This window comes from Hymenobacter sp. APR13, from assembly GCF_000737515.1.
In the GTDB taxonomy this organism is placed as follows: Bacteria; Bacteroidota; Bacteroidia; order Cytophagales; family Hymenobacteraceae; genus Hymenobacter.
The window spans coordinates 3985318-4010296 of sequence record NZ_CP006587.1 but is presented as its reverse complement, the minus strand read 5'-3'; the positions used below and the strand labels follow the sequence as shown (position 1 = coordinate 4010296).

The window sequence follows — 24979 nt, the reverse complement described above, 5'->3', positions numbered from 1 at the left end:
AAAGAAAGCGGCCGAAGCCGCTTTTGCGTCTGAGTGGCGCGTTATTGCTCGGTAGCGGCCAATTCGTCGCGCTGCTTTTTGGGCAGGGACGCTCGCACCAGGTCGTAGGAATGGTCAATCAACTCGCGTAGCTGCCGCTCCGGCGCACCCGCCCCGATGAGTACCGTGTTCCAGTGCTTCTTGTTCATGTGGTAGCCGGGCAGCACGTAGTCGTGCTGTTCGCGCAGTTCCTGGGCGCGCTCCGGGTCGCACTTGAGGTTGATGCTGCCGAAAGTTTCGATGTCGGTGAGGGCAAACACTTTGCCGCCGACTTTGAACACCAGCGTTTCGGGGCCGAAGGGCGTTTCTTCGGTCACGCCGGCTTTGAACAGGCAATAGTCGCGGAAGTCTTCGATGTTCACTCGGAGAGTTATCAGGTGGTGGTGGTCAGTTGTTAGGTGTCAGTTGCCAGTCAGGATACCTTATAGCAACCCCTGACAACCATTACCTGACAACTAAATTACCGGATAAACCAACGGTAAATCAGCACCATCAAGCCCACCAGAAACATGGCCATGCTCAGCTTATTGATGAAGTGCATGGTGCGCAGGTTGAAATTGGTGTGACGCGCGGGGTCATTCTTGCGGAAAAAGTACCCGAGCATCGGGCCGAAATTAAACAGGTCTTTACGCATGAGGCAGTTGGATTCGGGTTCGGAAAGATAACACCCGGGCCCCGGAAAAGATTTGCACGCGGGCTGTAAAACGGCAGCGTGTGGTGTAGAGACGCAATAGCTGGAGTCTCGTCGTTGAACGGTCGGCCCATGACGTTTCAACAACAGAACGTCATGCGCAAGGCCGTCATGCTGAGCTTGCCGAAGCATCTCTACCGCTCCGTTGAATCGGTGCAGGCGAAGCGGTAGAGATGCTTCGGCAAGCTCAGCATGACACGTTCCAGAGGTCGTCTGAACAGCTACAACGTCAGCAACGACGAGACGCAAGATGTTGCGTCTCTACAATCCTAGCCCCGAAACAGCTTCTCGATGCGCTGTTGGTTGTTTTGGCTGATGATTTTGCGGCGCACTTTCAGCGTGGGCGTCAGCTCGCCCGATTCCACGCTCCAGAGGGCAGGCAGCAGCTCGATTTTCTTGATCTGCTCCCACTGGGCGAAGGCGGCGTTGGTTTGCTGCACCAGCTGCTCGTAGAGCTGGCGCACCTGAGCGTGGGCGGCCAGGGCAGCGTCGGAGAGGTCGGCGGGGAGCTGGTGCTGCCGGGCCCAGGCGCGCAGCTCGGTGAAGGCGGGCACCAGCAGGGCGGCGGCGTACTTTTCGCCCTCGCCCAGCACCATCACCTGCTCCACCAGCGGCGACTCCGAGAGCTTCGACTCGAGGGGCTGCGGGGCCACGTACTTGCCGTTGGAGGTCTTGAACATCTCCTTTTTGCGGTCCGTGATTTTGAGAAAGCGGCCCTGTACCAACTCGCCGATGTCGCCGGTGTGCAGCCAGCCCTCGGCGTCGATGACCTCAGCAGTAAGGTCGGGGCGGTTGTAGTAGCCCTGCATCACCGAGGGGGAACGGGTCAGGATTTCGCCGTCGGCGGCAATTTTCACTTCCACGCCCGGCAGCACCGGCCCCACGGCCCCAATGAGGTTGCCCTCGGGCACGGGCTGGCTGGCGGCAATTACGGGCGAGGTTTCGGTCATGCCGTAGCCCTCCATCACCCGGATACCGGCCGCCCAGAACACCCGCGCCAGCCGCGGCTGCAGGGCCCCGCCCCCGCTCACGATGTAGCGCACCTCCCCGCCCATAGCCTCGCGCCACTTGCTGAACACCAGCTTGTTGGCCAGTGCCAGCTGGGCGTTGTACCATGCGCCCTGGTCCTGCTGGGTGTCGTAGCGCAGCCCCAGGTCGAGGGCCCAGAAGAACAGCTTGCGCTTAACGCCGGTGAGTTGCTGGCCAGTGGCCACAATCTTGTCGTAGATTTTTTCGAGCAGGCGGGGCACCGTGGTGAATACGTGGGGCTGCACCTCGCGCAGGTTGTCGGCAATGCGCTCCACGCTTTCGGCGTAGTAGATGCTGAAGCCCAGCTGCAGGTACAGAAACGTGGCCGTGCGCTCGAAAATGTGGCTCAAGGGCAGAAAGCTGAGGGTTTTGTGGCCCGGGGCCAGCGGCAGGTAGCTCAGCAGATTCTGGCAGTTGAACAGGATGTTGCGGTGGCTGAGCATCACGCCCTTGGGCCGGCCGGTAGTGCCCGAGGTGTAGATGAGCGTGAGCAGGTCGTCGGGCTGCACGGCGGCTTTGAGGGGTTCCAGCGCGGCCACGTCGGCGGCGGCTCCCAGGGCCAGCAGGTCGGCGAAGGAGCGGTGGCCGGGCGTGGGCTCGAAAGTGAGAATGTGCTCGGGGCCGTCTGGCAGCCCGGCCACGGCCTCCTGCACCCGGGCCAGCAGCTTTTCGCCTTCCACCAGCACCACGCGCACGCCGGCATCCTGGAAAATGTGGCGGTAATCCTCCACCGTGATGGTGGGGTACATGGGCACGCTCACGGCCCCCAGCTGGGCAATGCCCATATCGGCCACCACCCACTCGGGGCGGTTGGGGCAGATGATGGCCACCTTATCGGCGGCCCGCACGCCCAACGCACGCAGCCCCAGGCTGGCGTGGTTGCTCATTTCCTGCACCTTGGCGGCACTCAACGGCTGCCAGCGGCCGTCCCTTTTTTCTACCAGGCAATCGGCCTCGGGGGTGGTATGGGCCAGGTGAGCCAGCAGGTCGAAGGTGCGGGAAAACGTCATGGGAGGAGCGCGGGGAAAGCTGCCGAAACTGCGGCAATCCGCAAAAATAGGCCGCTTCCGGGTGGCAATGGCGGCACGCCATAATTTTAGTAGCGCGAACTATGTAGTTCGCGTCCCCGCGCCGTTCGGGTGGTTGTCGTTCCGGGGCGCGAACTGCACAGTTTGCGTTACTGCCTCGCGCCGTCACTACGGTGTCGTTCCGGGGCGCGAACTACAAAGTTCGCGCTACTGCGCTACGGCATTCTGTTACCTTGTGCGCTCCACCCTCCTGCCCCTTCCATGAAGCCTCTGCTCCTGCTGCCGCTGCTGCTCACCGCGGCGGCCACCTCCGCCCAAACCAAACCGGCTGCTGAAACCGAGGCCGTGCAGCAAACCATCCGCCGGTTTTTCGACGGGATGCGGCGCGGCGACAGTGCCGCCGTGCGCGCCACGCTGGCCCCGGGGGCCGTATTCCACACCCTCGCCGCCAAAAACGGCCAGACGCAGCTGCGCCCCGAAAACCCCTCCGACTTCGTGAAAGCCGTGGGCACGCCGCACCCGGAGGTGTGGGATGAGCGCATCACGTTCGAGCGGGTACTCATTGACGCCAACCTAGCCAGCGTCTGGACGCCCTACCAGTTCTACCGGGGCAGCACCTTCAGCCACTGCGGCTACAACTCATTTCAGCTGGTGAAGCTGGCCGAGGGCTGGCGCATTGCGCACGTTATCGACACACGGCGCAAGGAGAAGTGTAGGTAAGCCGGCCGGGAGCCTTAAAAACGACTCGTCCGGAACAGTGGGCGCCAATGGCCGTAGGTAGAGGCTAATCCGGCTGCCTGCACGGCCGGCTTTACGTCGCTACCACCGCCTATGCATCGGACCCTGGAAATTACCGTGCCCGCCCCTGTCACCGAAGGGCTGTGCCAGCAGCTGACGGAAATGGAGGACGTTATCGGCCTGAGCGTGCAGCTTGGGGCCTCGCGCAAGCCCGCCGGCGACGTGCTGATTGTGCACGTGCTCAACCGCGGGGCCGATGAGGTACTGCGCCGGGCCCGCGCTGCCGTGGCGCACAAGAACGATTTGAGCGTGGTAACCAGCGAGGCGGCTAGCTTCATTGCCCCGGCCGCCCACCAAACCATCGTCGACGACAAGGACGAGGCCATCTGGGAGGAAATGGAGAGCGGCCTGCGCCACCAGGGCGCCATCACCACCAATTATCTGCTGCTGATGGCCCTGGGCGGATTGATCTGCGCCATCGGGCTGGTATCGGAGCCGGTACCGCAGGCGGTGGCTTTTACGGCTTCCGCCATCATTGCCCCCGGTTTCGACCCCATGACCAAGGTGCCGGTGGGATTGGTGCTGCGGCGCTGGATTGTGGTCTGGCGCGGCATTCAATCCACGCTCACCGGCTACGCCGTCCTGATTGGCACGGCGGCCCTAACCACGTACTGGCTGGTAGCGGCCGGCGAAACCACGGGCCAGCTGCTGGCCGAAAACTCCGAGGTCAAGAACCTGTCGCACCCCGGCCTGATGGAATTGCTGCTGTCGGCGGCCGGGGCGCTGGCCGGCGTGGTGATGCTGGCGGCCTTCCGGCGGAGCTTCCAAGCCGGGCCACTCATTGCCATGGCCTTCATCCCGGCCGCCGCCCTGATTGGGGCGGGCCTGGCCGTGGGCAACTGGACGCTGGCTCTGGAAGGCCTGGAGCGTTTCGGGGCCGACTGGGGCTTTATCGTGGGGCTGGGCGTGCCGTTTCTGTGGCTCAAGCAGAAGTTCCTGCACAAGCCCAAGCCTATCGTGTAAACGGGCTGGGTGGCGCGGGCGTTGTTGTTGGCGGACCGGCACCGTGCCGCGCCCGTTAGGCAACGTCAGAAACGGGGAGACGCGAAGTGTCGCGTCTCTACACCGTGCTGTGGCTATCCTTTAGACGCCGCCACAATGTCGGGCACTTCCAGCACGGGTTTGGCGTAGCCGCGTTGCGCGACGTGCAGCATGGCCCGGCCCAACTCGGCCAGCGTGGAGACGTACCGGGGAGCCAGCCCCCGCACTACGGGATACAGCCAGCCGAAATACTTGTAGTACGAAAGCACGTGCCGCTGACCGGGCGTGGCCCGCAGGAAGCCGGGACGGAACATGAAGGCCTGCCGGAAGCCCAGCTGCCGCAGCTCGTTTTCGGTTTCGCCCTTCACGCGGGCCCACATCTGGCGGCTGCGCAGCGTGTCGTCGGTGCCGGAGCCCGAGACGTAGCAGAACGTGAGGTCGGGGCCGTTGTGGGTTAGCAGGGTGCGGGCGAAGTGCAGGGTCAGGTCGTAGGTGAGGCGGCGGTACTCCGGCTCCTGCATTCCCACCGACGATACGCCCAGGCAGAAAAAGCAGGCGTTGTAGCCCCGCAGCTGGCCCTGAATAGGCGTGAGGTTCTGGAAATCCTCGTGCAGCAGCTCCCGCAGCTTGGGGTGCTGGTGCCCGCTGGGCCGTCGGCTGATGCTGAGCACCTGCTCCACTTCCGGGCTGTTGAGGCATTCGAGCAGTACTCCTTCTCCCACCATGCCGGTCGTGCCGGTCAATATCACGCGTAGTTTCATGCTGGGGAGGACGGATCAGCGACGCGCATGTTTTTAGCCTTCAGGAAATAGCCGCTTCATTTGCTGAAATCCAATTCCGCAGACATTAGCATCAACCTCATTGAAACCTTCTACATCAGCAATATCTATTCCTCCGTCTGCAACGATTTCACCGATCAATGGAGAAATAGCTTTCAGCTCCAGTGCCGCAAGCCCTTTCCAATCGGGTGTTTCCAAGTGTGTCCGGAAGAAAGGCTGGTAGTTAGTGTAATAAGCGGAAGTTGGCTTTAGCGTGCCCCCGATTATCCCCATCGAAGCGTCTACTACTTTAGCTTCGATGATGCCCAGAAGAGTCAGTCCAGCGAATAGCTGAATTTCGGTGCTCATTGTGCAAACATGATATGCATAGAAAGGTATTTTCTCACCTTCTCATCCCCTTCATGCCGCCGTATTTGATAGCTATAGTATGCAGTTCCGCAATTGTGGCACTCATATAAGTCTGGTCAGTGGCAAACTGAAATTGGAGCTCGTTTCCGGAGTGATGGTATTCAGTGAAATTGCCTGACACAATCACATGACCTTGCTTGTCATAGTATATGACAAGCTCCAGATTCTGCTCGTACGTGCGCCATTGTATTTCGCCACTCAGCTGTTCATTGCAGCTGCGCAGTGCTTCAAGCAAAGTATACAGCTCTCCTGTTGTAGTCCACAACGTAGCTGTTGCTCGATAACTACCGGATTTGATTTCTATGGCTGCTCGCACTTCGTAGCCGCCCCAGCTACAAGTGGAATCCGGAAACCCGTACACCTCAATAAACCGGAGGCACAGGGAATTTCCATTATGTCCTTAAATTGTAAACGCCTCCGAAGTAGCCAAATCAGAACTCATACTAGAACGTCATGCTGAGCTTGCCGAAGCATCTCTACTGCTTCGTTGCAGTAATATCCCACTAAAGCGGTAGAGATGCTTCGGCAAGCTCAGCATGACAAATGACTCTGTACCTACCCCGCCACCGGCTCTTCCAGCAGCTCCTTTTCCAGCCAGCGGCCGTCTTCGCGCATGAGCTCGATGAGCTCGTCTACGGCGCGTTCTTCAGGTACGGATTTCTTGATGACTTCCTGGCCGCGGTAGAGGGCAATTTTGCCCTTGCCCACGCCCACGTAGCCGTAGTCGGCGTCGGCCATTTCGCCGGGGCCGTTCACGATGCAGCCCATGATGCCGATTTTCACGCCCTTCAGGTGGTCGGTGCGCTTGCGGATCATGGCGGTGGTTTCCTGCAGGTCGAACAGGGTACGGCCGCAGCTGGGGCAGCTGATGTACTCCGTTTTGCTCATGCGCGTACGGGCCGCCTGCAGAATGCCGAAGCTAAGCTGGTTGAGCTGGTCCAGCGTCTGGAGCCACTCTTCTTTGCTGCGTTCCGGCAGTAGCTCGGTGCTCAGCACCACCCCGTCGCCGAGGCCGTCGAGGAGCAAACCACCTACGTCGGTAGCGGCGTAGAGCTGGGTTTGCTCGGGCGTGAGGGCTGGGTACTGGCGGTTGATGATAACCGGGTTGGTGACACCGTTAGTCAGCAGCTCGAAGAAAGCCCGACGAATTTCGGGCATGGCATGGGCGTTATCGGTATAGAGGATGATAACGGCCGTGGCGTCGTCGCGCAGTTGGCCCAGGGCGGCAGGCGTGAGCGAATCCAGGTTCTGGAACACGAAATTCAGCTCCGAATGGCGCGGGCCGGCTTCCGCATACTCAACTGGGGTGAGCACCGGGTAGTGGTCAGCGCGCTGGCCGGCGTCGAGCCAGGCGGTGTAGTCCACCACTTCCTTGAGGCCGTTGGGCAGCATGAACGGCACGGGGCGCTGGCCGCTGTAGAGGTAGTCGGCCCCCAGGTCGTTCATCTGGAACTTGTCGAGGAAGGCCGAGTACAGGTGGCCCACGGCGCGCAGATCGGCATACTCCACCGACGAGAGCCGGGAAATATCCACCAGCACCCGCGGCACGTTCTGCCCGCCCAGGTTCAGCACCTCCGGCGTTACGCGCCGGTGGTACTGGAAGGGGTCGATAGGGACCTCACCCCCTAGCCCCCTCTCCAAAAGAGAGGGGGAACTAGCTTCTAGATTTTTAGCATCAGAAACTAGCTCTAGAGCTAGTCCCCCCTCTCTTTTGGAGAGGGGGCTAGGGGGTGAGGTCAGCGGGCGAATAGGCTTGGCTTCCTGAGCGCGGTTGGTGTACCGGTCAATCAGGGCTTTAGCCACGGGGGCTTCGGCTTCGGGGGCTTCGGTGAGACTCACGCGCACGGTGTCGCCGAGGCCGTCTTCGAGCAGCGTGCCGATGCCGACGGCGCTTTTGATGCGGCCGTCTTCGGCCTCGCCGGCTTCCGTGACACCCAGGTGCAGCGGGTAGGGCTGCAGGCCTTCGGCGTCGAGTTTCTGCACCAGCAGGCGGTAGGCCTGCACCATCACCTGGGTGTTGCTGGCCTTCATGCTTAGCACCACGTCGTAGTAGTTTTCCTCTTCGCAGAGGCGCAGGAATTCCAGCGCCGACTCCACCATGCCCAGCGGCGTATCGCCGTAGCGGCTCAGAATCCGGTCGGACAAGGAGCCGTGGTTGGTGCCGATGCGCATGGCCGTGCCGTACTGCTTGCAGATCTGGACCAGCGGGCGGAACCGCTCCCGGATGCGCTCCACCTCGGCGGCGTAGCTGCTGTCGGTGTACTCAATGACGTCGAATTTCTTTTTGTCGGCGTAGTTGCCGGGGTTCACGCGCACTTTCTCCACGATGCGGGCGGCCAGCTCGGCGGCGTTGGGCGTGAAGTGGATGTCGGCAATGAGCGGCACCGAGCAGCCGCGCTTGCGCAGCTCCTTCTTGATTTCGAGCAGGTTCTGGGCCTCCTTCACGCTGGGGGCCGTGATGCGCACGTACTCGCAGCCGGCTTCCACCATGCGTAGCGTCTGCTCCACCGAACCCAGCGTGTCCATGGTGTCCACGGTGGTCATGCTCTGCACCCGGATGGGGTTGAGCCCGCCCATCGGCAGGTCGCCAATTTTCACTTCACGGGAGAGGCGGCGCTTGTATTCGGTGAGGCTGGGGCAATACGTCTTGTTCATAGAAAGAAAACCGGCGGCGGAAGTCGAATGTTGCGGGACAGGGCAAAGGTACGAGGTAGCCGCTACGTTCAGTTGCCGCACCTGCGGCTTACACCGGGCCCGGCGCCGACCATTACCGCCCAATAGTCACCGCCCTGGCAGCCCGCACCGAAAGCCCGCATTACCCGCTAACTTGTCGGCCCGCTATACTAGGCTCCTGCCCTTCCTGCCATGACCGATTTCACTACGTCCCGCCGCCATTTTCTGAAGCTCACCGGCCTCACGCTGGTGGGTGTGCCCCTGGGCCTCTCGGGCTGCGCTGCCGCCCTCACTGGCCGCAGCCGGCCCGACTACCTAGTATATGTAGGCACTTATGCCAAGGCAGAGGTCGAGAGCATCTTCCTCTACCGCCTTAACTCTACAACCGGCGCCCTGACCCGCCTGCGGGCCGAAAAAGGCGGCCCCAACCCAACCTATCTAGCCCTTGATACCAAGCACCAGCATCTCTACGCTGCCAATGAAGTCGACGAGTTTCAGGGCGCAAAAAGCGGCTTCGTCAGCGCCTTTGCCATCGACCGGCGCACGGGTAGCCTCACGCTGCTCAACCAGCAGCTGTCGGGCGGCGGTGGCCCCTGCTACGTCAGCATAGCCGGCAGCAACCAGGCAACGCTGGTGGCCAACTACGGCGGCGGCAGCGTGAGCCTGCTGCCTCTCGCCCCGGATGGCAAGCTACAGCCACCGGCCGCCACGGCCCAGTACCGCGGCTCGGGGCCCGTCAAAAACCGACAAGGCGAGCCCCACGCCCACTGCATCCTCCCCGACCCCGCCAACCGTTTCGCCTTTGCCGTGGACCTGGGCACCGACCAGGTGCTGGGCTACCAGTTGGCGGCCAATGGCAGCCAGTGGACACCGCTGCCGGCCCCGGCCTTCACCACCCAGCCGGGCGCCGGGCCGCGGCACCTCACGTTCCACCCCAACGGCCGCTGGGCCTTCCTCATCAACGAGCTGGCCTGCAGCGTAACAGCGCTAAGCTATGATGCCACGGCCGGGACGTTCCGGGAGCTGCACACCGTACCAACCCTGCCAGCCGGCTTCACGGCCCCTAACACCTGCGCCGATATTCATGTGCACCCCAACGGCCGGTTTGTGTATGCCACCAACCGCGGCCACGACAGCCTGGCCGTATTTGCCATAGACTCCGCCTCCGGCCGCCTCACGCTGGTGGAGCATGTGAGCACCCTGGGCAAGACGCCCCGCAACTTCGCCATCGACCCCAGCGGCGCCATTCTGCTGGTAGCCAATCAGAACTCCAACAACATCGTGACCTACACCATCAACACTCAAACCGGCCAACTGACGCCCACTGGTGTGGTGGTAGAAGTGCCCGCGCCCGTCTGCCTGCAGGTGATACCCGACTTTCTGACGTAAGCTCGCCGGGTTTTCCGGCCACGCCGGCAACTTCGGTGGCTGTCGGCTGTCTATCAGACAATGCCGTCAACCATTCCTTGCTGTAATGCCCAAATTCATTCTGCTGGCCTTTGCTGCTTGCCTGCTGGCGCTGCCGGGCCAGGCGCAGCGGGTGGCCGTTGTTAAGCTCCCACAGCTGCAGAAGCGGCTCAGCCAGCCCAACGACACCACATACGTGGTAAACTTCTGGGCCACCTGGTGCGCGCCCTGCGTGAAGGAGCTGCCCAATTTCGAACAGCTGAACCGCGCCTACGCAGGCCAGAAGGTGAAGGTGCTGCTGGTCAGCACTGACTATGCCTCGCAACTCGACAAAAAGGTGCGGCCCTTTGTGGCCAAGCGCAACCTACGCTCGGAAGTGCTGCTGCTCAACGAAACCGACCCCAATACCTGGATGGACAAGGTAGATAGCCAATGGTCGGGGGCACTGCCGTTCACGCTGATGATCAACAACAAGCAGCAGAAGCGCGCCTCGTTTGAGCGGGAATTCACGCAGCCAGAGCTGACGGCCGCCCTGCAGAAATTTCTACAATAACCACTTTTCACCTTTTCCTTCATGCGCATGAAAAAGCTACTTCCCGCTCTGGCCGCCTGCCTGTTGCTGGCCCTGAGCAGTTTCGTCCTGCTGCGTACTACTGCTGCCACCGGCTACCAAGTCGGCGATAAAGCCGCTGACTTTCAGCTGAAAAACGTGGATGGCAAGCTGGTGTCGTTGGCTTCCAACAAGGCGGCTAAAGGCTACATTGTGGTGTTCACCTGCAACACCTGCCCCTACGCCAAGGCCTACGAGCAGCGCATCATCGACCTGCACACCAAATATGCGCCGCTGGGCTACCCCGTTGTGGCCATCAACCCCAACGACCCCGCCGTAGCCCCCGGCGACTCCTTTGCCGACATGCAGAAACGCGCCAAGGAGAAGAAATACAGCTTCCCCTACCTGCAAGACGAGTCGCAGGCCGTGGCCCGACAATACGGGGCCACCCGCACGCCGCACCTCTACGTGCTCAGCCGCCAGAACGCAGATTTTGTGGTGAGCTACATCGGCGCCATCGACGACAATTCGGAGGATGCCAAGCTGGTGAAAACCAAATACCTGGAAAACGCCATGACCGATATCCTGGCCGGCAAGCCAGCTACGGTTAGCGCCACAAAAGCCATTGGCTGCACCATCAAGTGGAAGAAAGCCTGATGTAGCGCGCAAGCGCTGGTTTCTGCGAATAAAACAAAGCGAGTCGCCAATGCTGCCCCGGAGTGAGGCAGCATTGGCGACTCGCTTTGTTTGTGCAGGCGCAGGGCGCGCGCTACTTACGCGCTACTTACTTGCGTTATTGGTGGGCGCGCCGAAACACATCCTCCAGCGCATCCGTCTGCACGCCGGGCTTGGTGTCCAGGGCAGCGTTGATCATAGCCTGGGCAACCTCCCGGCCATGAATGGGGCGGTACTGCTGCAGACCGGGAATCCGGGCCACCAAGTCGGCCAGGGGCAGCGCAATGCGCTCCGCTAGGCGGGGAGTGTGGCGGCTGCCAGCCAGCATACCGGGCTGAATGATGCGAATTCGTTGGAACGGCAGGCGCTTAATGGCGCGCTCCAGCTCACCCTTCATGCGGGTGTAGAACACAAACGCCTCCGGATCGGCCGACGCCGACGACACCAGCACGTAGGTGGCCACGCCATTTTGGGCGGCGGCTTCCGCGGTCTGAAACTGGTACGTGTAGTCTACCTTGTACTGGGCTGCCGAGCTGCCGGCTTGGCCCAATGTAGTGCCCAGAGCCGAAAACAGCACGTCGCCGGTGAGCAGGTGCTGCCACTGCTGCGGCTGGTCGAAGTCCACTACGTGCTCTTCCAGCCGTTCGGGATTGTGGTAGCCAGTTGGCCGGCGGGTAAAAACTTTGATACGGTCAAAACGGGTATCGGAGAGCAACTGGCGCAACGTGTAGTCGCCGACCAGTCCGGTAGCCCCGATAAGTAAAGCGGTGAGCATAATGTGCAGGTGTGAGCAGAGAGCAGCAGTTCGCCACACATAGGCCGGCGAAATCCACCTTTGTACGCAGCTTCCGGCTTATGGTTCGCCGAAAAATCCTGCCCACTCAAAATTATTCCACTACCCGCAATACCAGCTTGCCAATGTGGGTGCTGCTTTCCAGCATTTCGTGGGCGGCCGCCGCCTCGGCCAGCGGAAAGGTGTGGTGCAAAAGTGGCTTCATTTTCCCGGCCGCCAGCAGCGGCCACACGTGGCGCTCCACCTCGGCCGCCAGCGTAGCCTTGAAGTCAGCGGAGCGGGGCCGCAGCGTGCTGCCCGTGATGGTCAGCAGGCGGCGCATCACCTCCAGCGCGTTGAACTCGGCTTTGCCGCCCTGCATGGCATTGATAAATACGAGGCGGCCGTCGTCGCGCAGCAAACGCAGGTTTTTGGCCGTATAGTCGCCCCCAATCATGTCCAGCACTACATCGGCGCCACCGGCGGCCTGCACTGCTTCTTCAAAATCCTGCTCTTTGTAATTGACGACCAGATCGGCCCCGAGCTGGCGTACGGCCGCGGCTTTGGCCGCACTGCCCACCGTGGCCGCCACCGAACTGCCCAGGGCCGTAGCCAGCTGCACGGCCGTAGTACCAATGCCACTGCTGCCGCCGTGTACCAGCAGACGCTCGCCGGGCTGCAGCTGCCCCCGCTGAAACACGTTGTGCCACACCGTAAACACCGTTTCGGGCAGCGCCGCCGCAGCCGCGAATTCCCAGCCGGCCAGCACCGGCAGGCAGTGGCGGGCATCCACCACGGCGTATTCGGCGTAGCCGCCGGCGGCCAGCAGCGCGCACACCCGGTCGCCGGGTTGCCAGCGGGGGACAGCGGCGCCGCACTGCTCCACTACCCCAGCCACTTCCAGGCCCGGTACGGTTCCGGCCACGTCGCCGGAACCGGCGTATTTGCCCTGCCGCAGCAGCACATCGGGCCGGTTGACGCCGGCCGCGTGCACCCGGATCAGCACCTCATGGGCCGCCGGCACCGGCCGGGGCTGCTCCTGCAGCTGCAGCACCTCAGGGCCGCCGGCTTGGGTAATTACAATGGCTTTCATACTCGAAATCAAGTGGAACAAGGCGACCATTCGCCCACCTCCGATACGTGCATAGCGCAGGTGCCGGTTGCCAGTTATTCGCTGCTAGTAGTCAGTTATAGAGCATTGTTTGTTAGCATCGGGGTATGTCCATAGCCCGACGAATAACTAACAATCAGCAACTGACAACCAGCAATTGCCTCCTTCCACACCGGTTGCGCCTGATTTTGCGTACTTGCTTCCGACATGAAAAAAGTAAGCCTGCTTCCTCACTTCCTGCGCACCGCCGGCCAGCTAACCGGCATGGCCGCCTGGCAAACGGGCCGCTTGTTCCGCAAAGCTGCCTCCTCCGCCCTCGATTCCATTCAGGAGGTGCTGCGGGCAGAGCTGAAAAAGGGCAATCAGCAACTGGTCGTAGACTTCCTGACCAATAAGGCCCTGCCGGCGGCGCGGGCACTGCTGCTGGAGCGCATGGCGGCCCGGCTGCTGGTGCGCATTGGGCTGCGCGGGGCGCTGGCCTCCAGCGTGGTGGGCTGGGTTCTGCCCTTCGTGCTGGAGCAGATGGTGAAAGTGGGCCAGAAGACCGGGCTGTTCGACAAAATCCGCAGCCACGGCTCTGTGCAGGATACCCTGCACCGCCTCGACGAACTGAAGGAAGCCGTCTGGAAACGCCTCTCGCCCGACCACGGCAGCGGCGTGGAGCTGCTCGATGATGACGCCGAATTGCCCCGCCGGATTTCGGCCCCGAAGGAAGAGTAAACGCCACTTTCCGGCGGATAATTCCCCCACGAAAATTTAGCTGTTTTCTGCTTAAACGGTAAATCCGGGGCGTTTTTCCCTGTCGTAAGTGGGCCCGATGAATACCTCGGACGAACTCACCCCGGAGCGGCTCACCCAAGATTTGCTCCCGCTGAGTCGGTCGCTGCGCACCCTCTACCGCAACGCCCGGCACCTTCAGCACACCGACCCTTACGCCGCGGCCCGCCTCGGCCGCATCGCCGATCAGGCAGAGTACTTTTTGCAGCAATGGCCCGATGCCCAGTGGCCCGAGCACGCCTCCGGCCCCGATTGGCCTATGCCTGACAAAGCCGTGCTGCTCTCCTGGCTGGCCACGGCCCGCCGTGAGGCTTCAGCAGGCGGCACGCTTTCGTACACGCACTGGCACCAGATGCTCAATACGCTGTTGGCCGCCCTGGTCCCGTTTGCCTGAAACAGCCCTGAACAGAACCCGCAACCGACCTTACTAGCCACGCCTCTTCGCGCTAGCGCGAGGAGGTGACGTTGATTTCGTGGCCGACACTCTCCCGTTCCTTTAGTAGTGGGAGCTAGGGACAGCAGTATGGCTGTGCGCATGGCCAGACTATGCAGCCACGGGTTTGGGCCGGCGGCGTGGGATTGGGACTGAGACCATATAGGCTATAAGGACCGTGAGAGCAGGGTGTAGTATTTCTGCTTCGACGGCATGGAAATGAGGAAAAAGAGTAGATTTGAAACACATATGTATGTGTTTGCCGATGACTGCCGACGAGCTTGCTTCTCATCTGAGTACCTTGGGCCAGCAGCTGGCCGAGGCCTCCGACACCGGGGATGCGGGCCGCGGCAGCGTGCTGGAGCAGGCCCGCGTGTTTCTATTTAACTACCTGCCGCAGGAGCCGCACGTGCCCTACCGGGCCGACGAGCTGCTGGAGTTGCTGGCTCCCTCGCCCCACACGCACCGCAGTTGGGAAGAGGAGCGTCTGCTGCTACTGGAAGGCCTGACGCTGCTGCATCAACTCTGGCAGCCGGCCCGGCAGCCACCGGCGGAATCCCCAGCAGCCGCGCCAGAGCCTGCACCTGCTCCCAAGCGTCGAGTACGCCGGCGCATCGGTCCGGCTCCCGAATAAAGCGGGCCTTGGCAGTAGGCCGCGTGCCCGGCGAGCGGGCGCGAGTTGATGATTGATGCCAAACGGCCGGATGCTGTTGCTGATTTCGAGGGAGAAGCGCTTCGCCGCGAGGTGGAAAGCCTGGAATCCTAGCTCCACGACGAGAAGCGCATCATTCGGCTGCTGGATATGCCGTTGAGTAAGTAATCTGATGTCGTCTATGCCCCTATCCTTACGCAACTACAACCTGATAGCTGCTGCGCTCTATTTTGTGTTCATAGCCGTCTATTTTTTGCCGGTGTTCTGCCTGATGCTCCCCCAGCCGCTTGGCATGGCCCAGCATCAGGGCATGAACAGCGGAGCCCTTGCGGGTATTGTACTTATCTGCCTGGCAGAACTCGCCTGCATGATCGGCCTTGGCATCGGCATCTATGCCGGCAAGACCTGGGCTAAGATAATTTACGGGCTGTTTCTGGCATTCTTCCTCTACCACTTCAGCAAATCCGCTTCCGCTCTGCTAGAGTTGCGCTTCTGGACAACAGGCTGCGACCAGTTCGCCTTGCTCTTAGTGCTAAGCATTGCGTTTTTTCTATTCCGGGATTTGCTCACACGCCGCCGTGATGCTGGCGTAGCGAAGGGCGGACATAACCAAGTGAACTAATATGGCAGTCACAATTCGCAAGAACGACGTCAAGGCGTCGAATCTATTAGGGCTGAGCGTCGTGCTAGCTATACTAGCGCAGATGCTCTACCCTGCCGTTCTCCCGCCTGGCTTCAGCCCCACCTTGAACATATCAATGCAAGTCGGTACCGTAGTCATTACTACTGCTCAATGGTTTGCCATACGCACCGATTACCGCTGGGTCAAAACCCTAACCGTAATCTTCATTGCAGTAGGTGTACTCGGCTATGTGTTCCGGCTACCTATTTTGAATGAGTCGACACCCAAGACGGCGCTTTTTCTAGTTTCCAGTTCACTGCAAGCCTGGGTAGCTTTCATCCTGTTTAAAGACCTGATACGCCGGCCAGTGGCTGGGGAAGCGGAGGTTGCGTAGGGCAAGGTGTTGGTATTGTAGAGAGCGGAAAGGATGCTTTTGCTTTTAACGAGAGGGAGTACCGCTTTCATTAAACATCTATCTCCTAATACTCCTTCGCTTTCTATCATTTGAGCATAGAGTGCCGCAGGTGTAGTGTAGGATTGGCAGTTGCTGGCCCAGCAGAGAGATGCTATGATGCTCTACCACATAGCTGGCAGCCTTGCTTAAAAAGTTTACAAACTTGCTCGTATGTAGCGTGAAAAAGACTTTCTAACAGTGAAATGGCTTTTATGTGTGTAGTATGGCTTGCAAAATCGGTATTCTTTCTCACGCCCGAATACACAGCAAATCCTCCCACACGGTCGTGTAGGCCGGGCTTTGGAACTGGTGCTGTCCCACCCAGGGCAGCACGTACTCCCCTTTCGCCGGCAGCGCCGCCGCAAAGCCCACCTTGCCCGCCCCGAACCGCTCGTTGAGCTTGTCCAATTCGGCCATGAGCCGGGCCCGGCGTTCGGCCTGCTCATTAGGCTCAAACAGTAGCAGTTGCTGCCGGCCGGCCGTCTCCAGCCCGTCAAGCACCACGCCCGCCTTGCGGTACACGCCGCCCGGTTCCCAGAGCCGCCGTAGCGCCGTCTTGGCGTGGCGCAGCAGCTCGCTCGTGTCGCTGGTGGCCATGGGTAGCGTGAGCACCGCCGTGCGCGTGTGCGGGGGCGGTTCGGTGCCATAGCGGCTCTTGCTCAGAAACACCGTGAGCACGCTCGCCGCCGAATTCTGCCGGCGTAGCTTCACAGCTGCCTTGCTGGCAAAGTAGGCCACAGCCGCCGCCAGAGTGGCAAAGTCGCGCAACGGCTCGGCAAACGTACGCGTGCAGGCCAAGCTCTGGCGGCGCCGGCTGCCGTCCTCGCTCAGGGCCAGCTGCTGGCAGGGCGTGCCCTGCAGCTCGCGCACCAGCCGCATACCCACCACCCCGCCCAGATACCGGCGCGCCCAAGTCTGGCTCTGGCCGACCAACTGCGCGGCCGTGTGGATGCCCTGGCCGTGGAGCGCCTGCGCGTACTGGCCCCCGATGCCCCACACGTCCTCCACCCCCACCTGCTCGAGCGCCCAGCGCAGGCGCTCGTCCGTATCGAGGTGCAGCACGCCCTGCAGCGTCGGCAGCTTCTTGGTCAGGCGGTTGGCCAGCTTGGCCAGCGTCTTGGTGGGCCCGATGCCGATGCAGACGGGGATGTGCGTGCGTCGGCGCACCTGCTCGCGCCAGCCCGCGGCCAGCGTGGCCAGCGGGCCGTGGTAGCGCTCCAGGCCGTGCAGATCCAGAAAACACTCGTCGATGGAGTACACCTCCACTTCCGGCGCCACCGAGGCCAGGTAGTGCATTACCCGCCCGCTCATATCGCCGTAGAGGGCGTAGTTACTCGAGCGCACCTGCACCTGGTGGCGGTGCACCAGCTCGCGGATCTTGAAGTAGGGCTCGCCCATGCCGATGCCTAGTGCCCTGGCCTCCTGGGAGCGGGAAATCACGCAGCCGTCGTTGTTGGAGAGCACCACCACGGGCCGGCCCAGCAGCCGCGGCTGGAAGGCCCGCTCGCAGCTCACGTAAAAGTTGTTGCAGTCGACGAGGGCGTACATGCTCAGTTCAGGTTCATTTAGCTCCCTTCACAGATGGTTGCTCAGCCGCCCGCGCCGGGTCTCGGTCACCACGTGCGTCACCACGCCCCACACGTCGAACATGTCTGGCGTGTCGATGGCCATTTCCGGAAACGAGGGATTGTCGGGCACCAGAAACCAGGCGCCGCTGCGCCGCTTCACCAGCCGCTTGACCGTGAACTCGCCCTCGATGGCGGCAATCACCACGTCGTCCGGCCGGGGCTCGAGCAAACAGTCCACGGCCAGCAGCGCCCCGTCGCGGATGCCCGACTCGCCGCCGGTCATCGAGTCGCCCATCACCCGCACCAGGTACGAGGCGTCGGGGTGCGGCAGCAGCAGCCGGTTCAGATCCAGCTTCATGCTATGGTGGCCCTCGGCCGGCGAAGGAAGGCTCGTCGACACCCGAAGATCATAAAAGCGAAACCACGCGGGCTTGCGCAAAACGGGAATGATAACTACCTGACACATTGTGAAAAAAGGAATGGTTTTGCGCAAGTATACATCCAACTAAAATAATTAGTTATCTTTTTACTAAAAATAATAGCTACTTCGCCGTCGGCTGCCTGCCTTTCGCTGAGGGCGCGCGTGGGCGCTGTTTGCGTGCATACTCAGTTCTTTTTCTATTCTTGCCAGGCCACTATCCTTTTATTTCAACAGTATAGAGCAGTGTTTGCGCGCTGCTACCGCCATCCATTCTACTCATTCGCCAACCCCTCCTACAACGCGTCGTCCTTATCTCTCCCTGCTACTGCTAACCGCTCCCCTCTCCACCGCCCTGGCCCAGACGCCAAGCGAGGTGCTGGCCGCCGCCAATGCCCCCGCACATTACGGCGTCGCTTATACCGCCCCCGCTTTAGGTGGCACCTATCGGCTTACCCTGGTGGAGGGCGTGCCCCCTAACACCAAGCTCAGCATATACGAGGAAAACAGCCAGGACAAGGAGTTTGACGATCAGGCCGCCGTGCTCCACTTCCTGGCTGCCCAGGGCTGGAAAATCACGTCCTACAGTGACGAGAGCAACCGCTACTTCCTCAAGTGCCCGCACCGGTAGCGGGCGCCGCCAGGCCTGACCCCATTCCGGCGTCACACCACACGCAAAAGGGCCCGCCGATACATATCGGCGGGCCCTTTTGCGGCTTCAGGCGGTTGCGATGGCTGCTTAGTTGAGCACAGCCGCTTGGCTTTTCACAATCTGCCGGGCCATAGCCAGGTTGGTATCGGCCGAGTTAACAGCCAGGTAAATGAACTTACCGCCATCGGCCGACAGCTTGAGCAGGTGCAGTTGGTCGGTAAGGGTCAGCAGGATGTCCTGGATGGTTTGGTTGAGCTTCAGGGCGGCAATGGCCTTGAGCTTTTGCTTCACCACTTCCGTGTTGTAGGCAGCGGCCGTTTCGGCGTCAAACGAAGCCAAGTTGGAATGGTGCGCCAGGGGCATGCCCGTTTCGGTTTCCACTACGGCTACGGCCACCAGCGAGGGCAGTTCTTTCAGGATGTTCTGGATTACTTGGTTTGGGGTCAACGTTGACATCGAGGTAAAAAAAGAAAGTGTGAAAGTAAAATCAGTAAGTATGCCGGCGCAGCACGTCCCGCACCAGCGACATATTGGTGTCGGCCAGCAGCACAACCAGGTAGCATATCTGCCGGCCCTGGCTTAGCGGGCGCAGGCAGTGCAACTGCTCGTCGAGCACCAGTACCAAGTCGTTCACCTGCTGGCCCTGCAACCAAGGCGCGCCCAGCATGCGCTGCAGGCCCCGAAACAGGTCGGTGCTGCGCGTTGGCAGCTTGTAGGGGTCGAACTTAGCTGTGGCCGTGTAAGCGGCCACCATCTTGCTGGAAGCCGTATCCATCACAGCTACGGCCACCAGTTCGGGCAGTTCCCGAAGCAGATCCCGGATGAGCGCTTCCGCGCTGGAGCGTGAAGCCCCCACGGCATCTCCCGTGATTTTTTTCACCACCAGTTGGTTTAGAAAAGGGATGCGCATGCAGCTGCTTGAATTAGCGATGAGAGTAAGCGTAAAAAAACAAAGCCCTGCGGGCTACCTTGCCGGCCTTCTAGCGGTTCATCTTCCCACAGATGAGGCCCGGAAGCCGGTTACCGGCTCAGTTCACAGCGCGCAGCCCGTACCAGGACAACTTCTCCTTCCCCCCTGGTGCTGGCCACGCGCCGGATACTTAGCTTAGAAGAACAGCCAGCGCTTTTTGGCGGTAGCCACTTTTCCCGTGCGGGGCAGCAGCGTTACGTTAGCCGTACCGCCTTTGGAGCGGATCACTTCTTCTTCCTTATAGCCGGCGTAGGCAAATTGCACCGACGAGGGTTGCCCGGCTATCATGCGCAATGAGTATTTACCATCAGCGTCCGTGCTTACGCCCGTGCTGGTGCCGCGCAGCCACACGGTAGCGCCCACCAGGGGCTTACCATTTTCGTCCAGGATACGACCGGCCAGCGTGGCGGGCCGCAATGCGCTGGCAGAGGCTGAAGCCTCGGCCAACTCGGCAGTAGCAGGTAGAGCTTCAGTGGGCGTGTTCGGCAGATTAACGCCGGCAAACACAGCACCGCTTACCAGCGCGCTGCCCATCACGAGCGAGGCTGCCCGACGACGAAAGCGCTCCGGCTCGGTGCGGATCAGCTCAAACTGGCGCTGTACCCACCCAACGGGTTTTACTTCGTGACCTTTTTGTTTGAGTTCGTAGAATCGGTTCAGCGTTTCATCGGCCAGTTGCTTGTCTGACTTGAGGAAAGCGTCGACGAGTTCCGTATTGCTGCTGGTCAGGTCGCCGCGCAAATACGCGTCCCTGTAGGCCGGCAGCAGTTCACCCGTTACCGGGTGAAATGGAGTCGCACTTAGTTTCATCTTGAGAATGTAAAGGTGTGTTATATCGGAGAAGTCAGGTCGATAATAAGGCTTAATCGAGCACAAAGTTGCCTCTATAGCTTCTAAATGGGGTTTACAGTTTGTACTATTTCGGTGACGCCGTACTTTTAGACGTTCAACACCATGTTTTACAGGATGAATCATACATCCCATTTTTAGAAATAGCACTATAATGAATATGAATTTTACTATACATAGCATAAAATAAGGTATACAAGCCCTGCCGGCTAGTTCTGCTACCCGTCCTGGCCGTGGCCTGCTGCCCTCGTTGGTCCAGCACAGCCGCTAGTTGTGCGACGCCTACCTGCTCAGCCGCAACTGGGGCGACCTCTGTATCGAGGTGCACATGGCGCGCTTGCTGGTGGAGTGTGGTGAGGTCAGGCCCTTTCTCCTTGACGTAGGCCGGCGCGCTGCAGGCGGTAGCCAGCAATAAGCCGATGCCGCCGAAAAGCAGCAACATAAGGTTTCTCATACGACTGGGGTTTAGTTTGGGATTGTGTGAAACAAGAGCCCAAAACTCACGCCCAGCAGTGCCGGCGAAAAGGACAGGAAATTACGCGACCAGGTATTTGGCCACGGTGCTCGGCGAGAGCCCTAGCGCAGTGGCAATGGCCCGGTTGGAAATGCCGGTGGCCTTGAGCCGCAGCACATGGGCCTGCTTCTCGTTGTCGACTCCTGGCCGGCCCAGCTGCTTGCCCTTAGCCACGGCTTTGGCCAGTCCGGCCTTGGTCCGCTCGCCCAGCCGCACCCGCTCCTGCTTGGCAATGGTGGCCAGGATGCTGATGATGGCCTCCTTGAACATGCCGGTCGAGTCCAGGTACTGCTCGGAGTAGCTCTTGAACTGCACGCCCGCGTGTGAGAGTCGCTGCAGGTGGTTGAGGGTTTCGATAACGCCCTCCCGGCTGAAGCGGTCCAGGGCCCAGAACAGCACCACGTCGAAGCGGCGCTGGTGGGCATCGGTAAAGAGCTGCTGAAACTGTGGCCGCTCGGCCTTGCCGCCCGACTCGGTATCGAGGTACTCTTTATATACCGTGTAGCCCAGCCGTTCGGCGAAGGCCCGCAGCTCGCGCAGTTGGTTCTCGTTGTCTTGGCCTTTGTCGCGGGTACTCACGCGGGCATAGATGGCAGCTTTCATGCTGAAAAGTAGTGTCCAAAAAAGGGTAACGAAAACGGCCCCGAAAAACCGTGTTTTCGGGGCCGTTAAGGCGGGTGCAAAAGCGTCCAGAAATCGACCGTTTTCTGGACGTGCAGAAGCACATATTATATTATGAAGATACGTATACCATTAGTACACTCCTTTCCGTTATTTGCCACCGGATCTAGCTACCCATTCCTCTTAACCTCTACTAGTCAAGACCATTGGGTGCTTACTAATACATACTTCATCGTACAATTCATATCCTAATCTCAATGCATTCGATCTTCACTCGCTCCGCTACTAACCTCAGACAGTTGGCATCACTGCCTGTACTATGCTTGAGTGCACTGACTCTGCTACCAGCATGCAGCAATGACTGTGATGAGGTACCATCTTTCTCCTTATCGGAACAGCAGCGCGCTTGGGCGGCACCTTACATAGCCGGGGACGTACTACGCTTCCGCAACAACTCAGGCTACGAGCGCACCTACCTAGTACAGCCCACGACCCGAACGTACCGGGATATGGGAAGCCTAGGGACTAATGGACCTTCGTGCCCTGACTATACCCGTGAATACACCGAGGTACGCTTGGTACGCACCGATTCGGTCGCTGTACCGGCCGAGGCCACAAATACCTTCGTACTCGCTGCGACAAACCCCTACGAACCATTCAGCGCAACCCTGCAATGGAGTGCATACAATTTCTCTGCTCCTATACTCGAAGTTGAGGAAAGACGGCTCTCAATAGGCCCTATTTCATTTTCAGGGCGTTTGTATCCCAACGTGCTCACCCTTGTCAATGAAAATTCCGGAGGTAATTCCCGGCCGCGGGTCTTAGCAGTATATCTGACAAAAGCAGACGGAGTTATTGCCTTCATAGAGCGCAACGAAGAATGGGTCAGGCAGTAATCATAACTGCCGAACGAACACTAATAGAAGGTGACCAGAACACCTCATGTGAATGCCCCCGAAACGCAGCTTTCCGGGGGCATTTACATGGGTGGCAAAACCGTTCAGAATAGAGTTCTAATCTGAACACCCAGCTTACCTCCCATGAGGGAGGCTGATACGCCCCACGGATTATGCGCTATCACTACCTGACAGCATACCTTCTAACTTCAGCTGACACTCCTAAAACCCTGTTTGCTAACTCTGGCAATACGCCGTAGTTTTGGATTTGCGAAACGCATCTTTGGCGTGTTTTCAACCATGAACAAGGATAAGCGTGTTCTTATAGGTGTCCCCGCACAGCTTTCGCCGACTCGATGTATTCTTCCCTTATTACCATTCTATGAAAAAACCCTTCCTCCCCATTCTTGTTGCCGGCACGCTGTGGCTAGCAGCGCCAACTGTCCACGCCCAGTCCGCCTTCCGTATCGGACCCAAAGTGGGCATCAATCAATCGTTTGGCCGTTTCGAATATCCCGGTAACGACTATTTGAAGGTTACCAATTCCTCACGCAGCGGAGCAGAAGTAGGCGTGGTGGCCCAGCTTGGCTTGGGTACGCACTGGGCCGTACAGCCGGCAGTACTGTACTCCCAAAAAGGCTTCGCCTTCGAGGAAGATGCCTATGACGCGCCGTATAACTACACCTATCACGGAGAGTACAAGTTCCGCTTCGATTACCTGGCCGTGCCCATCAATATGGTCTACAGCCTGCAGGAAGAAGGCCAGGGCCTACAGATATTCGCCGGCCCGTACGTGGGCTTTCTGTTGGGTGGTAAGTTCAACTCCTCTCAAAGCGGCCGGTACGGCAGTGGCGCCAGCAGGGGCGGGTCCAATGAGGGAGACGTGGAGGCTGGCGACACGTATAAGAATGGGGCCGATGACCCATATGTTTCCCAAGGGCTTGATGTGGGCCTGCAAGGGGGCCTGGGCTACGGCTTTGCAAGTGGCCTGCAAGTGCAGGTTGGCTACAGCCAGGGCCTACGCGACCTCGGGGCAAAGTATGAGGCCGGGCGCACCAGTCAAGAACCACCCACTTACCGCAACCACGCCTTTCAGTTCTCGCTGGCCTATTTATTCGGGTCTAAGAACTAAGAGGGTATGAGCAGCTATGCTCAAAACAGTCGCTAGTCAGACCGTTTTCCTACCCACGCTAACGCCCCCGAAAACGCTGTTTTTCGGGGGCGTTAGCGTACAATTTCTGAATACCTGGCTTACCGGATTTCGGCCGCCTTCCGGGTTTGCTCCCGCTCGTCGAGCGTTTGCTCGAGCTGATGCACTTCCAGGTAGACGCCCAGTTCCCGCTGTCACTGCTCCACTTTCTCAACTTCCTGGCCGCCCAGGGCTGGGAAAGCATGCCCGCCTCTGGCGAGCCCCACCGCTACCTGCTCAAGCGCCCGCGCCGGTAGCGGGGACTGGTCTTATTCTATCCCGTCCGCTCATGCCCGTCCCTGTGCGCCCGCACCACGTGCTTGCCTCCTCTTCAGTTGAACGGCTATGGCAGTAACCATCCGCAAAAACGACGTGAAGGCGTCGAACCTGATCCGGCTTCTAGTAGCCGTGACCGGCTTACGCGCCCTGGTAGGGGCGGCCATGGGTCAAATCAGCCCCTATTTTACGCATTGGATGGTGGCGGGCGTGTACGTGCTCACGCTGGGCCTCTACGTTGCCATCGGGCTGGGCGTGCGCGCCGGAAAGCGCTGGGTGAAGATTGTCTTTTTGCTCTACTCGCTGCTCAACTTCTCCTTTATCACGCTGCCTCCCCTCCAACTCAGTGCCCTGACCGTGGAGCAGCTGCTCCTACTGCTTGGCCATGCCCTGCATATTTGGGCCTTCTTCCTCGTTGCCCGCGACCTGCTGCGCCGGCCGGTAGTGGAGCAGCCATAGCCATACGTTCCCTCTCCCTTCGCTTGTTCCATGCTTCTTGACAACCGCCTGTTCACGCGTTTCGCTCAACTCGCCCAGCTGCTACGGGCCGGCGCCGCCCTGCTCGCCATCGGGCTCTGTGTCCAGCAATACCTCATGGCCCAGGAAGCCCTGCAGGGCCGCTTCCCGGCCCCCTGTACCAGCGCCGCCCAGGACCGGCAAAGTGAGCTGGCCATGCTCCTGCAGCTGGGCGCTACCATACTCGCCTTTCTCACGCTGGCCGCCTGGATGTACCGGGCCTACCAGAACGCTCACCGGCTACCGGGCGCCCGGCCTTCGCACGGTCCGAGCATGGCCGTGTGGGGGTGGCTCATCCCGATTGCCAATTTCTGGTATCCCTGCCGGATCATGAATGAGATAGGGCTCTACACGGGCCGGTATGCTCAGCCGGCAGAACCGCCTCTCTCCGCCACCGGCTGGGCCAACCTGGTGGGCGTCTGGTGGGTGCTGCACATCGGCTCCTACATCATGTCTTACGTGGCGAACACCCTGACTTCCGCCGCGGCCGACAACCTGGAGCAGCTGCTGGTGTATGACCGCATGTTGCTTTTCAGCCATCTGCTCAGCTTCGGCAACGCCGTGGCCACCCTCGTTCTGCTTCGCCTGATTGCCCCGTACGAACAGCGGCTGCTCGTGCCGCAGTAAGCTG

The 24979-nt window shown here is 60.3% G+C and carries 29 protein-coding genes; 15 read left to right on the top strand and 14 right to left on the bottom strand.

The genetic code is table 11. The annotated features are described in order from the left end of the window. Positions 1 to 41: 41 nt before the first annotated feature. The 3 genes from N008_RS16700 to N008_RS16695 form a co-directional block, all read right to left on the bottom strand. A complete protein-coding gene (locus tag N008_RS16700) occupies positions 42 to 401 on the bottom strand; it encodes an MmcQ/YjbR family DNA-binding protein (RefSeq protein WP_044017543.1) in 360 nt (119 codons plus the stop codon). 98 nt (positions 402 to 499) lie between these two features. Beyond that, positions 500 to 673, bottom strand: a complete 174-nt coding sequence (locus N008_RS23615) for a DUF6728 family protein (protein WP_197062882.1) — start codon at positions 671 to 673, stop codon at positions 500 to 502. A gap of 326 nt (positions 674 to 999) precedes the next feature. Beyond that, positions 1000 to 2769, bottom strand: a complete 1770-nt coding sequence (locus tag N008_RS16695; protein ID WP_044017542.1) for an AMP-dependent synthetase/ligase — start codon at positions 2767 to 2769, stop codon at positions 1000 to 1002. Between the two features lie 279 nt (positions 2770 to 3048). Here N008_RS16695 and N008_RS16690 point away from each other — a divergent pair, with 279 nt between their 5' ends. Both N008_RS16690 and N008_RS16685 read left to right on the top strand, forming a co-directional pair. Continuing rightward, positions 3049 to 3507 (top strand): nuclear transport factor 2 family protein, encoded by a 459-nt coding sequence (locus N008_RS16690; protein WP_044017541.1) that lies wholly within the window; start codon positions 3049 to 3051, stop codon positions 3505 to 3507. A 111-nt stretch (positions 3508 to 3618) separates the two neighbouring features. Next, a complete protein-coding gene (locus N008_RS16685; protein ID WP_044017540.1) occupies positions 3619 to 4548 on the top strand; it encodes a DUF389 domain-containing protein in 930 nt (309 codons plus the stop codon). A 113-nt stretch (positions 4549 to 4661) separates the two neighbouring features. Here the strand turns inward: N008_RS16685 and N008_RS16680 are convergent, their stop codons facing one another. The 3 genes from N008_RS16680 to ispG all read right to left on the bottom strand — a co-directional run bounded on the left by N008_RS16680 (position 4662) and on the right by ispG (position 8408). Next, positions 4662 to 5327 (bottom strand): epimerase, encoded by a 666-nt coding sequence (locus N008_RS16680; protein ID WP_044017539.1) that lies wholly within the window; start codon positions 5325 to 5327, stop codon positions 4662 to 4664. Positions 5328 to 5360: 33 nt separating this feature from the next. Continuing rightward, a complete protein-coding gene (locus N008_RS16675; RefSeq protein WP_044017538.1) occupies positions 5361 to 5693 on the bottom strand; it encodes a hypothetical protein in 333 nt (110 codons plus the stop codon). Positions 5694 to 6308: 615 nt separating this feature from the next. Then, entirely contained in the window at positions 6309 to 8408 is a 2100-nt protein-coding gene (gene ispG, locus N008_RS16665; RefSeq protein WP_044017536.1) for a (E)-4-hydroxy-3-methylbut-2-enyl-diphosphate synthase, read from the bottom strand. Between the two features lie 210 nt (positions 8409 to 8618). Between ispG and N008_RS16660 the strand changes: the two genes are divergently transcribed. The 3 genes from N008_RS16660 to N008_RS16650 all read left to right on the top strand — a co-directional run bounded on the left by N008_RS16660 (position 8619) and on the right by N008_RS16650 (position 11040). Next, on the top strand, positions 8619 to 9815 hold the full coding sequence (locus N008_RS16660; protein ID WP_044017535.1) for a lactonase family protein: 1197 nt from the start codon (positions 8619 to 8621) through the stop codon (positions 9813 to 9815). 85 nt (positions 9816 to 9900) lie between these two features. Beyond that, positions 9901 to 10386, top strand: coding sequence for a TlpA disulfide reductase family protein (locus tag N008_RS16655; RefSeq protein ID WP_044017534.1), 486 nt, complete (start codon positions 9901 to 9903; stop codon positions 10384 to 10386). Positions 10387 to 10413: 27 nt separating this feature from the next. Beyond that, positions 10414 to 11040: a thioredoxin family protein gene (locus N008_RS16650; RefSeq protein WP_044018998.1), complete on the top strand. Its 627-nt coding sequence runs from the start codon at positions 10414 to 10416 to the stop codon at positions 11038 to 11040. Positions 11041 to 11176: 136 nt separating this feature from the next. Here N008_RS16650 and N008_RS16645 read toward each other — a convergent pair whose 3' ends face one another. Continuing rightward, the gene (locus N008_RS16645; RefSeq protein WP_044017533.1) at positions 11177 to 11833 is read right to left on the bottom strand and encodes an NAD(P)H-binding protein; all 657 of its coding nucleotides are present in this window, start codon (positions 11831 to 11833) and stop codon (positions 11177 to 11179) included. Between the two features lie 112 nt (positions 11834 to 11945). After that, positions 11946 to 12923: an NAD(P)H-quinone oxidoreductase gene (locus N008_RS16640; protein WP_044017532.1), complete on the bottom strand. Its 978-nt coding sequence runs from the start codon at positions 12921 to 12923 to the stop codon at positions 11946 to 11948. A gap of 225 nt (positions 12924 to 13148) precedes the next feature. On the opposite strand from N008_RS16640, the gene N008_RS16635 reads away from it, so the two are divergent. From N008_RS16635 to N008_RS16615, 5 genes are all read left to right on the top strand, one after another. Then, positions 13149 to 13661, top strand: coding sequence for a hypothetical protein (locus N008_RS16635; protein WP_044017531.1), 513 nt, complete (start codon positions 13149 to 13151; stop codon positions 13659 to 13661). 97 nt (positions 13662 to 13758) lie between these two features. Then, positions 13759 to 14112, top strand: a complete 354-nt coding sequence (locus N008_RS16630) for a hypothetical protein (RefSeq protein ID WP_044017530.1) — start codon at positions 13759 to 13761, stop codon at positions 14110 to 14112. A 304-nt stretch (positions 14113 to 14416) separates the two neighbouring features. Further along, entirely contained in the window at positions 14417 to 14785 is a 369-nt protein-coding gene (locus N008_RS16625) for a hypothetical protein (RefSeq protein ID WP_044017529.1), read from the top strand. A gap of 199 nt (positions 14786 to 14984) precedes the next feature. Beyond that, complete coding sequence (locus N008_RS16620; protein ID WP_156109362.1) at positions 14985 to 15425, top strand: hypothetical protein; 441 nt, start codon at positions 14985 to 14987, stop codon at positions 15423 to 15425. An 82-nt stretch (positions 15426 to 15507) separates the two neighbouring features. Next, complete coding sequence (locus N008_RS16615) at positions 15508 to 15819, top strand: hypothetical protein (RefSeq protein ID WP_156109361.1); 312 nt, start codon at positions 15508 to 15510, stop codon at positions 15817 to 15819. A 309-nt stretch (positions 15820 to 16128) separates the two neighbouring features. Here N008_RS16615 and N008_RS16610 read toward each other — a convergent pair whose 3' ends face one another. After that, positions 16129 to 17427, bottom strand: a complete 1299-nt coding sequence (locus tag N008_RS16610) for a Y-family DNA polymerase (protein WP_044017526.1) — start codon at positions 17425 to 17427, stop codon at positions 16129 to 16131. Positions 17428 to 17454: 27 nt separating this feature from the next. Beyond that, positions 17455 to 17913, bottom strand: a complete 459-nt coding sequence (locus N008_RS16605; RefSeq protein ID WP_044018997.1) for a LexA family protein — start codon at positions 17911 to 17913, stop codon at positions 17455 to 17457. Positions 17914 to 18115: 202 nt separating this feature from the next. Between N008_RS16605 and N008_RS23270 the strand changes: the two genes are divergently transcribed. Continuing rightward, entirely contained in the window at positions 18116 to 18496 is a 381-nt protein-coding gene (locus N008_RS23270) for a hypothetical protein (RefSeq protein ID WP_156109360.1), read from the top strand. A 108-nt stretch (positions 18497 to 18604) separates the two neighbouring features. Here the strand turns inward: N008_RS23270 and N008_RS16600 are convergent, their stop codons facing one another. The 4 genes from N008_RS16600 to N008_RS16580 all read right to left on the bottom strand — a co-directional run bounded on the left by N008_RS16600 (position 18605) and on the right by N008_RS16580 (position 21453). Next, positions 18605 to 18973, bottom strand: a complete 369-nt coding sequence (locus tag N008_RS16600) for a hypothetical protein (protein ID WP_044017525.1) — start codon at positions 18971 to 18973, stop codon at positions 18605 to 18607. Positions 18974 to 19004: 31 nt separating this feature from the next. Then, the gene (locus tag N008_RS16595; RefSeq protein ID WP_044017524.1) at positions 19005 to 19427 is read right to left on the bottom strand and encodes a hypothetical protein; all 423 of its coding nucleotides are present in this window, start codon (positions 19425 to 19427) and stop codon (positions 19005 to 19007) included. A 195-nt stretch (positions 19428 to 19622) separates the two neighbouring features. Continuing rightward, positions 19623 to 20462 carry a carboxypeptidase-like regulatory domain-containing protein gene (locus tag N008_RS16590; protein WP_197062881.1) on the bottom strand — a complete coding sequence of 280 codons (840 nt, stop codon included), beginning with the start codon at positions 20460 to 20462 and terminating at the stop codon, positions 19623 to 19625. A gap of 409 nt (positions 20463 to 20871) precedes the next feature. Continuing rightward, positions 20872 to 21453: a recombinase family protein gene (locus N008_RS16580; RefSeq protein ID WP_044017521.1), complete on the bottom strand. Its 582-nt coding sequence runs from the start codon at positions 21451 to 21453 to the stop codon at positions 20872 to 20874. A gap of 1296 nt (positions 21454 to 22749) precedes the next feature. Between N008_RS16580 and N008_RS16575 the strand changes: the two genes are divergently transcribed. From N008_RS16575 to N008_RS16565, 4 genes are all read left to right on the top strand, one after another. Further along, positions 22750 to 23499, top strand: a complete 750-nt coding sequence (locus tag N008_RS16575) for a porin family protein (protein ID WP_044017520.1) — start codon at positions 22750 to 22752, stop codon at positions 23497 to 23499. A gap of 146 nt (positions 23500 to 23645) precedes the next feature. Further along, positions 23646 to 23813 carry a hypothetical protein gene (locus N008_RS23265; RefSeq protein ID WP_156109359.1) on the top strand — a complete coding sequence of 56 codons (168 nt, stop codon included), beginning with the start codon at positions 23646 to 23648 and terminating at the stop codon, positions 23811 to 23813. An 88-nt stretch (positions 23814 to 23901) separates the two neighbouring features. Then, positions 23902 to 24291, top strand: coding sequence for a hypothetical protein (locus tag N008_RS16570; protein WP_044017519.1), 390 nt, complete (start codon positions 23902 to 23904; stop codon positions 24289 to 24291). 30 nt (positions 24292 to 24321) lie between these two features. Continuing rightward, positions 24322 to 24975: a DUF4328 domain-containing protein gene (locus tag N008_RS16565; protein WP_044017518.1), complete on the top strand. Its 654-nt coding sequence runs from the start codon at positions 24322 to 24324 to the stop codon at positions 24973 to 24975. The last annotated feature ends 4 nt before the right edge of the window (positions 24976 to 24979 follow it).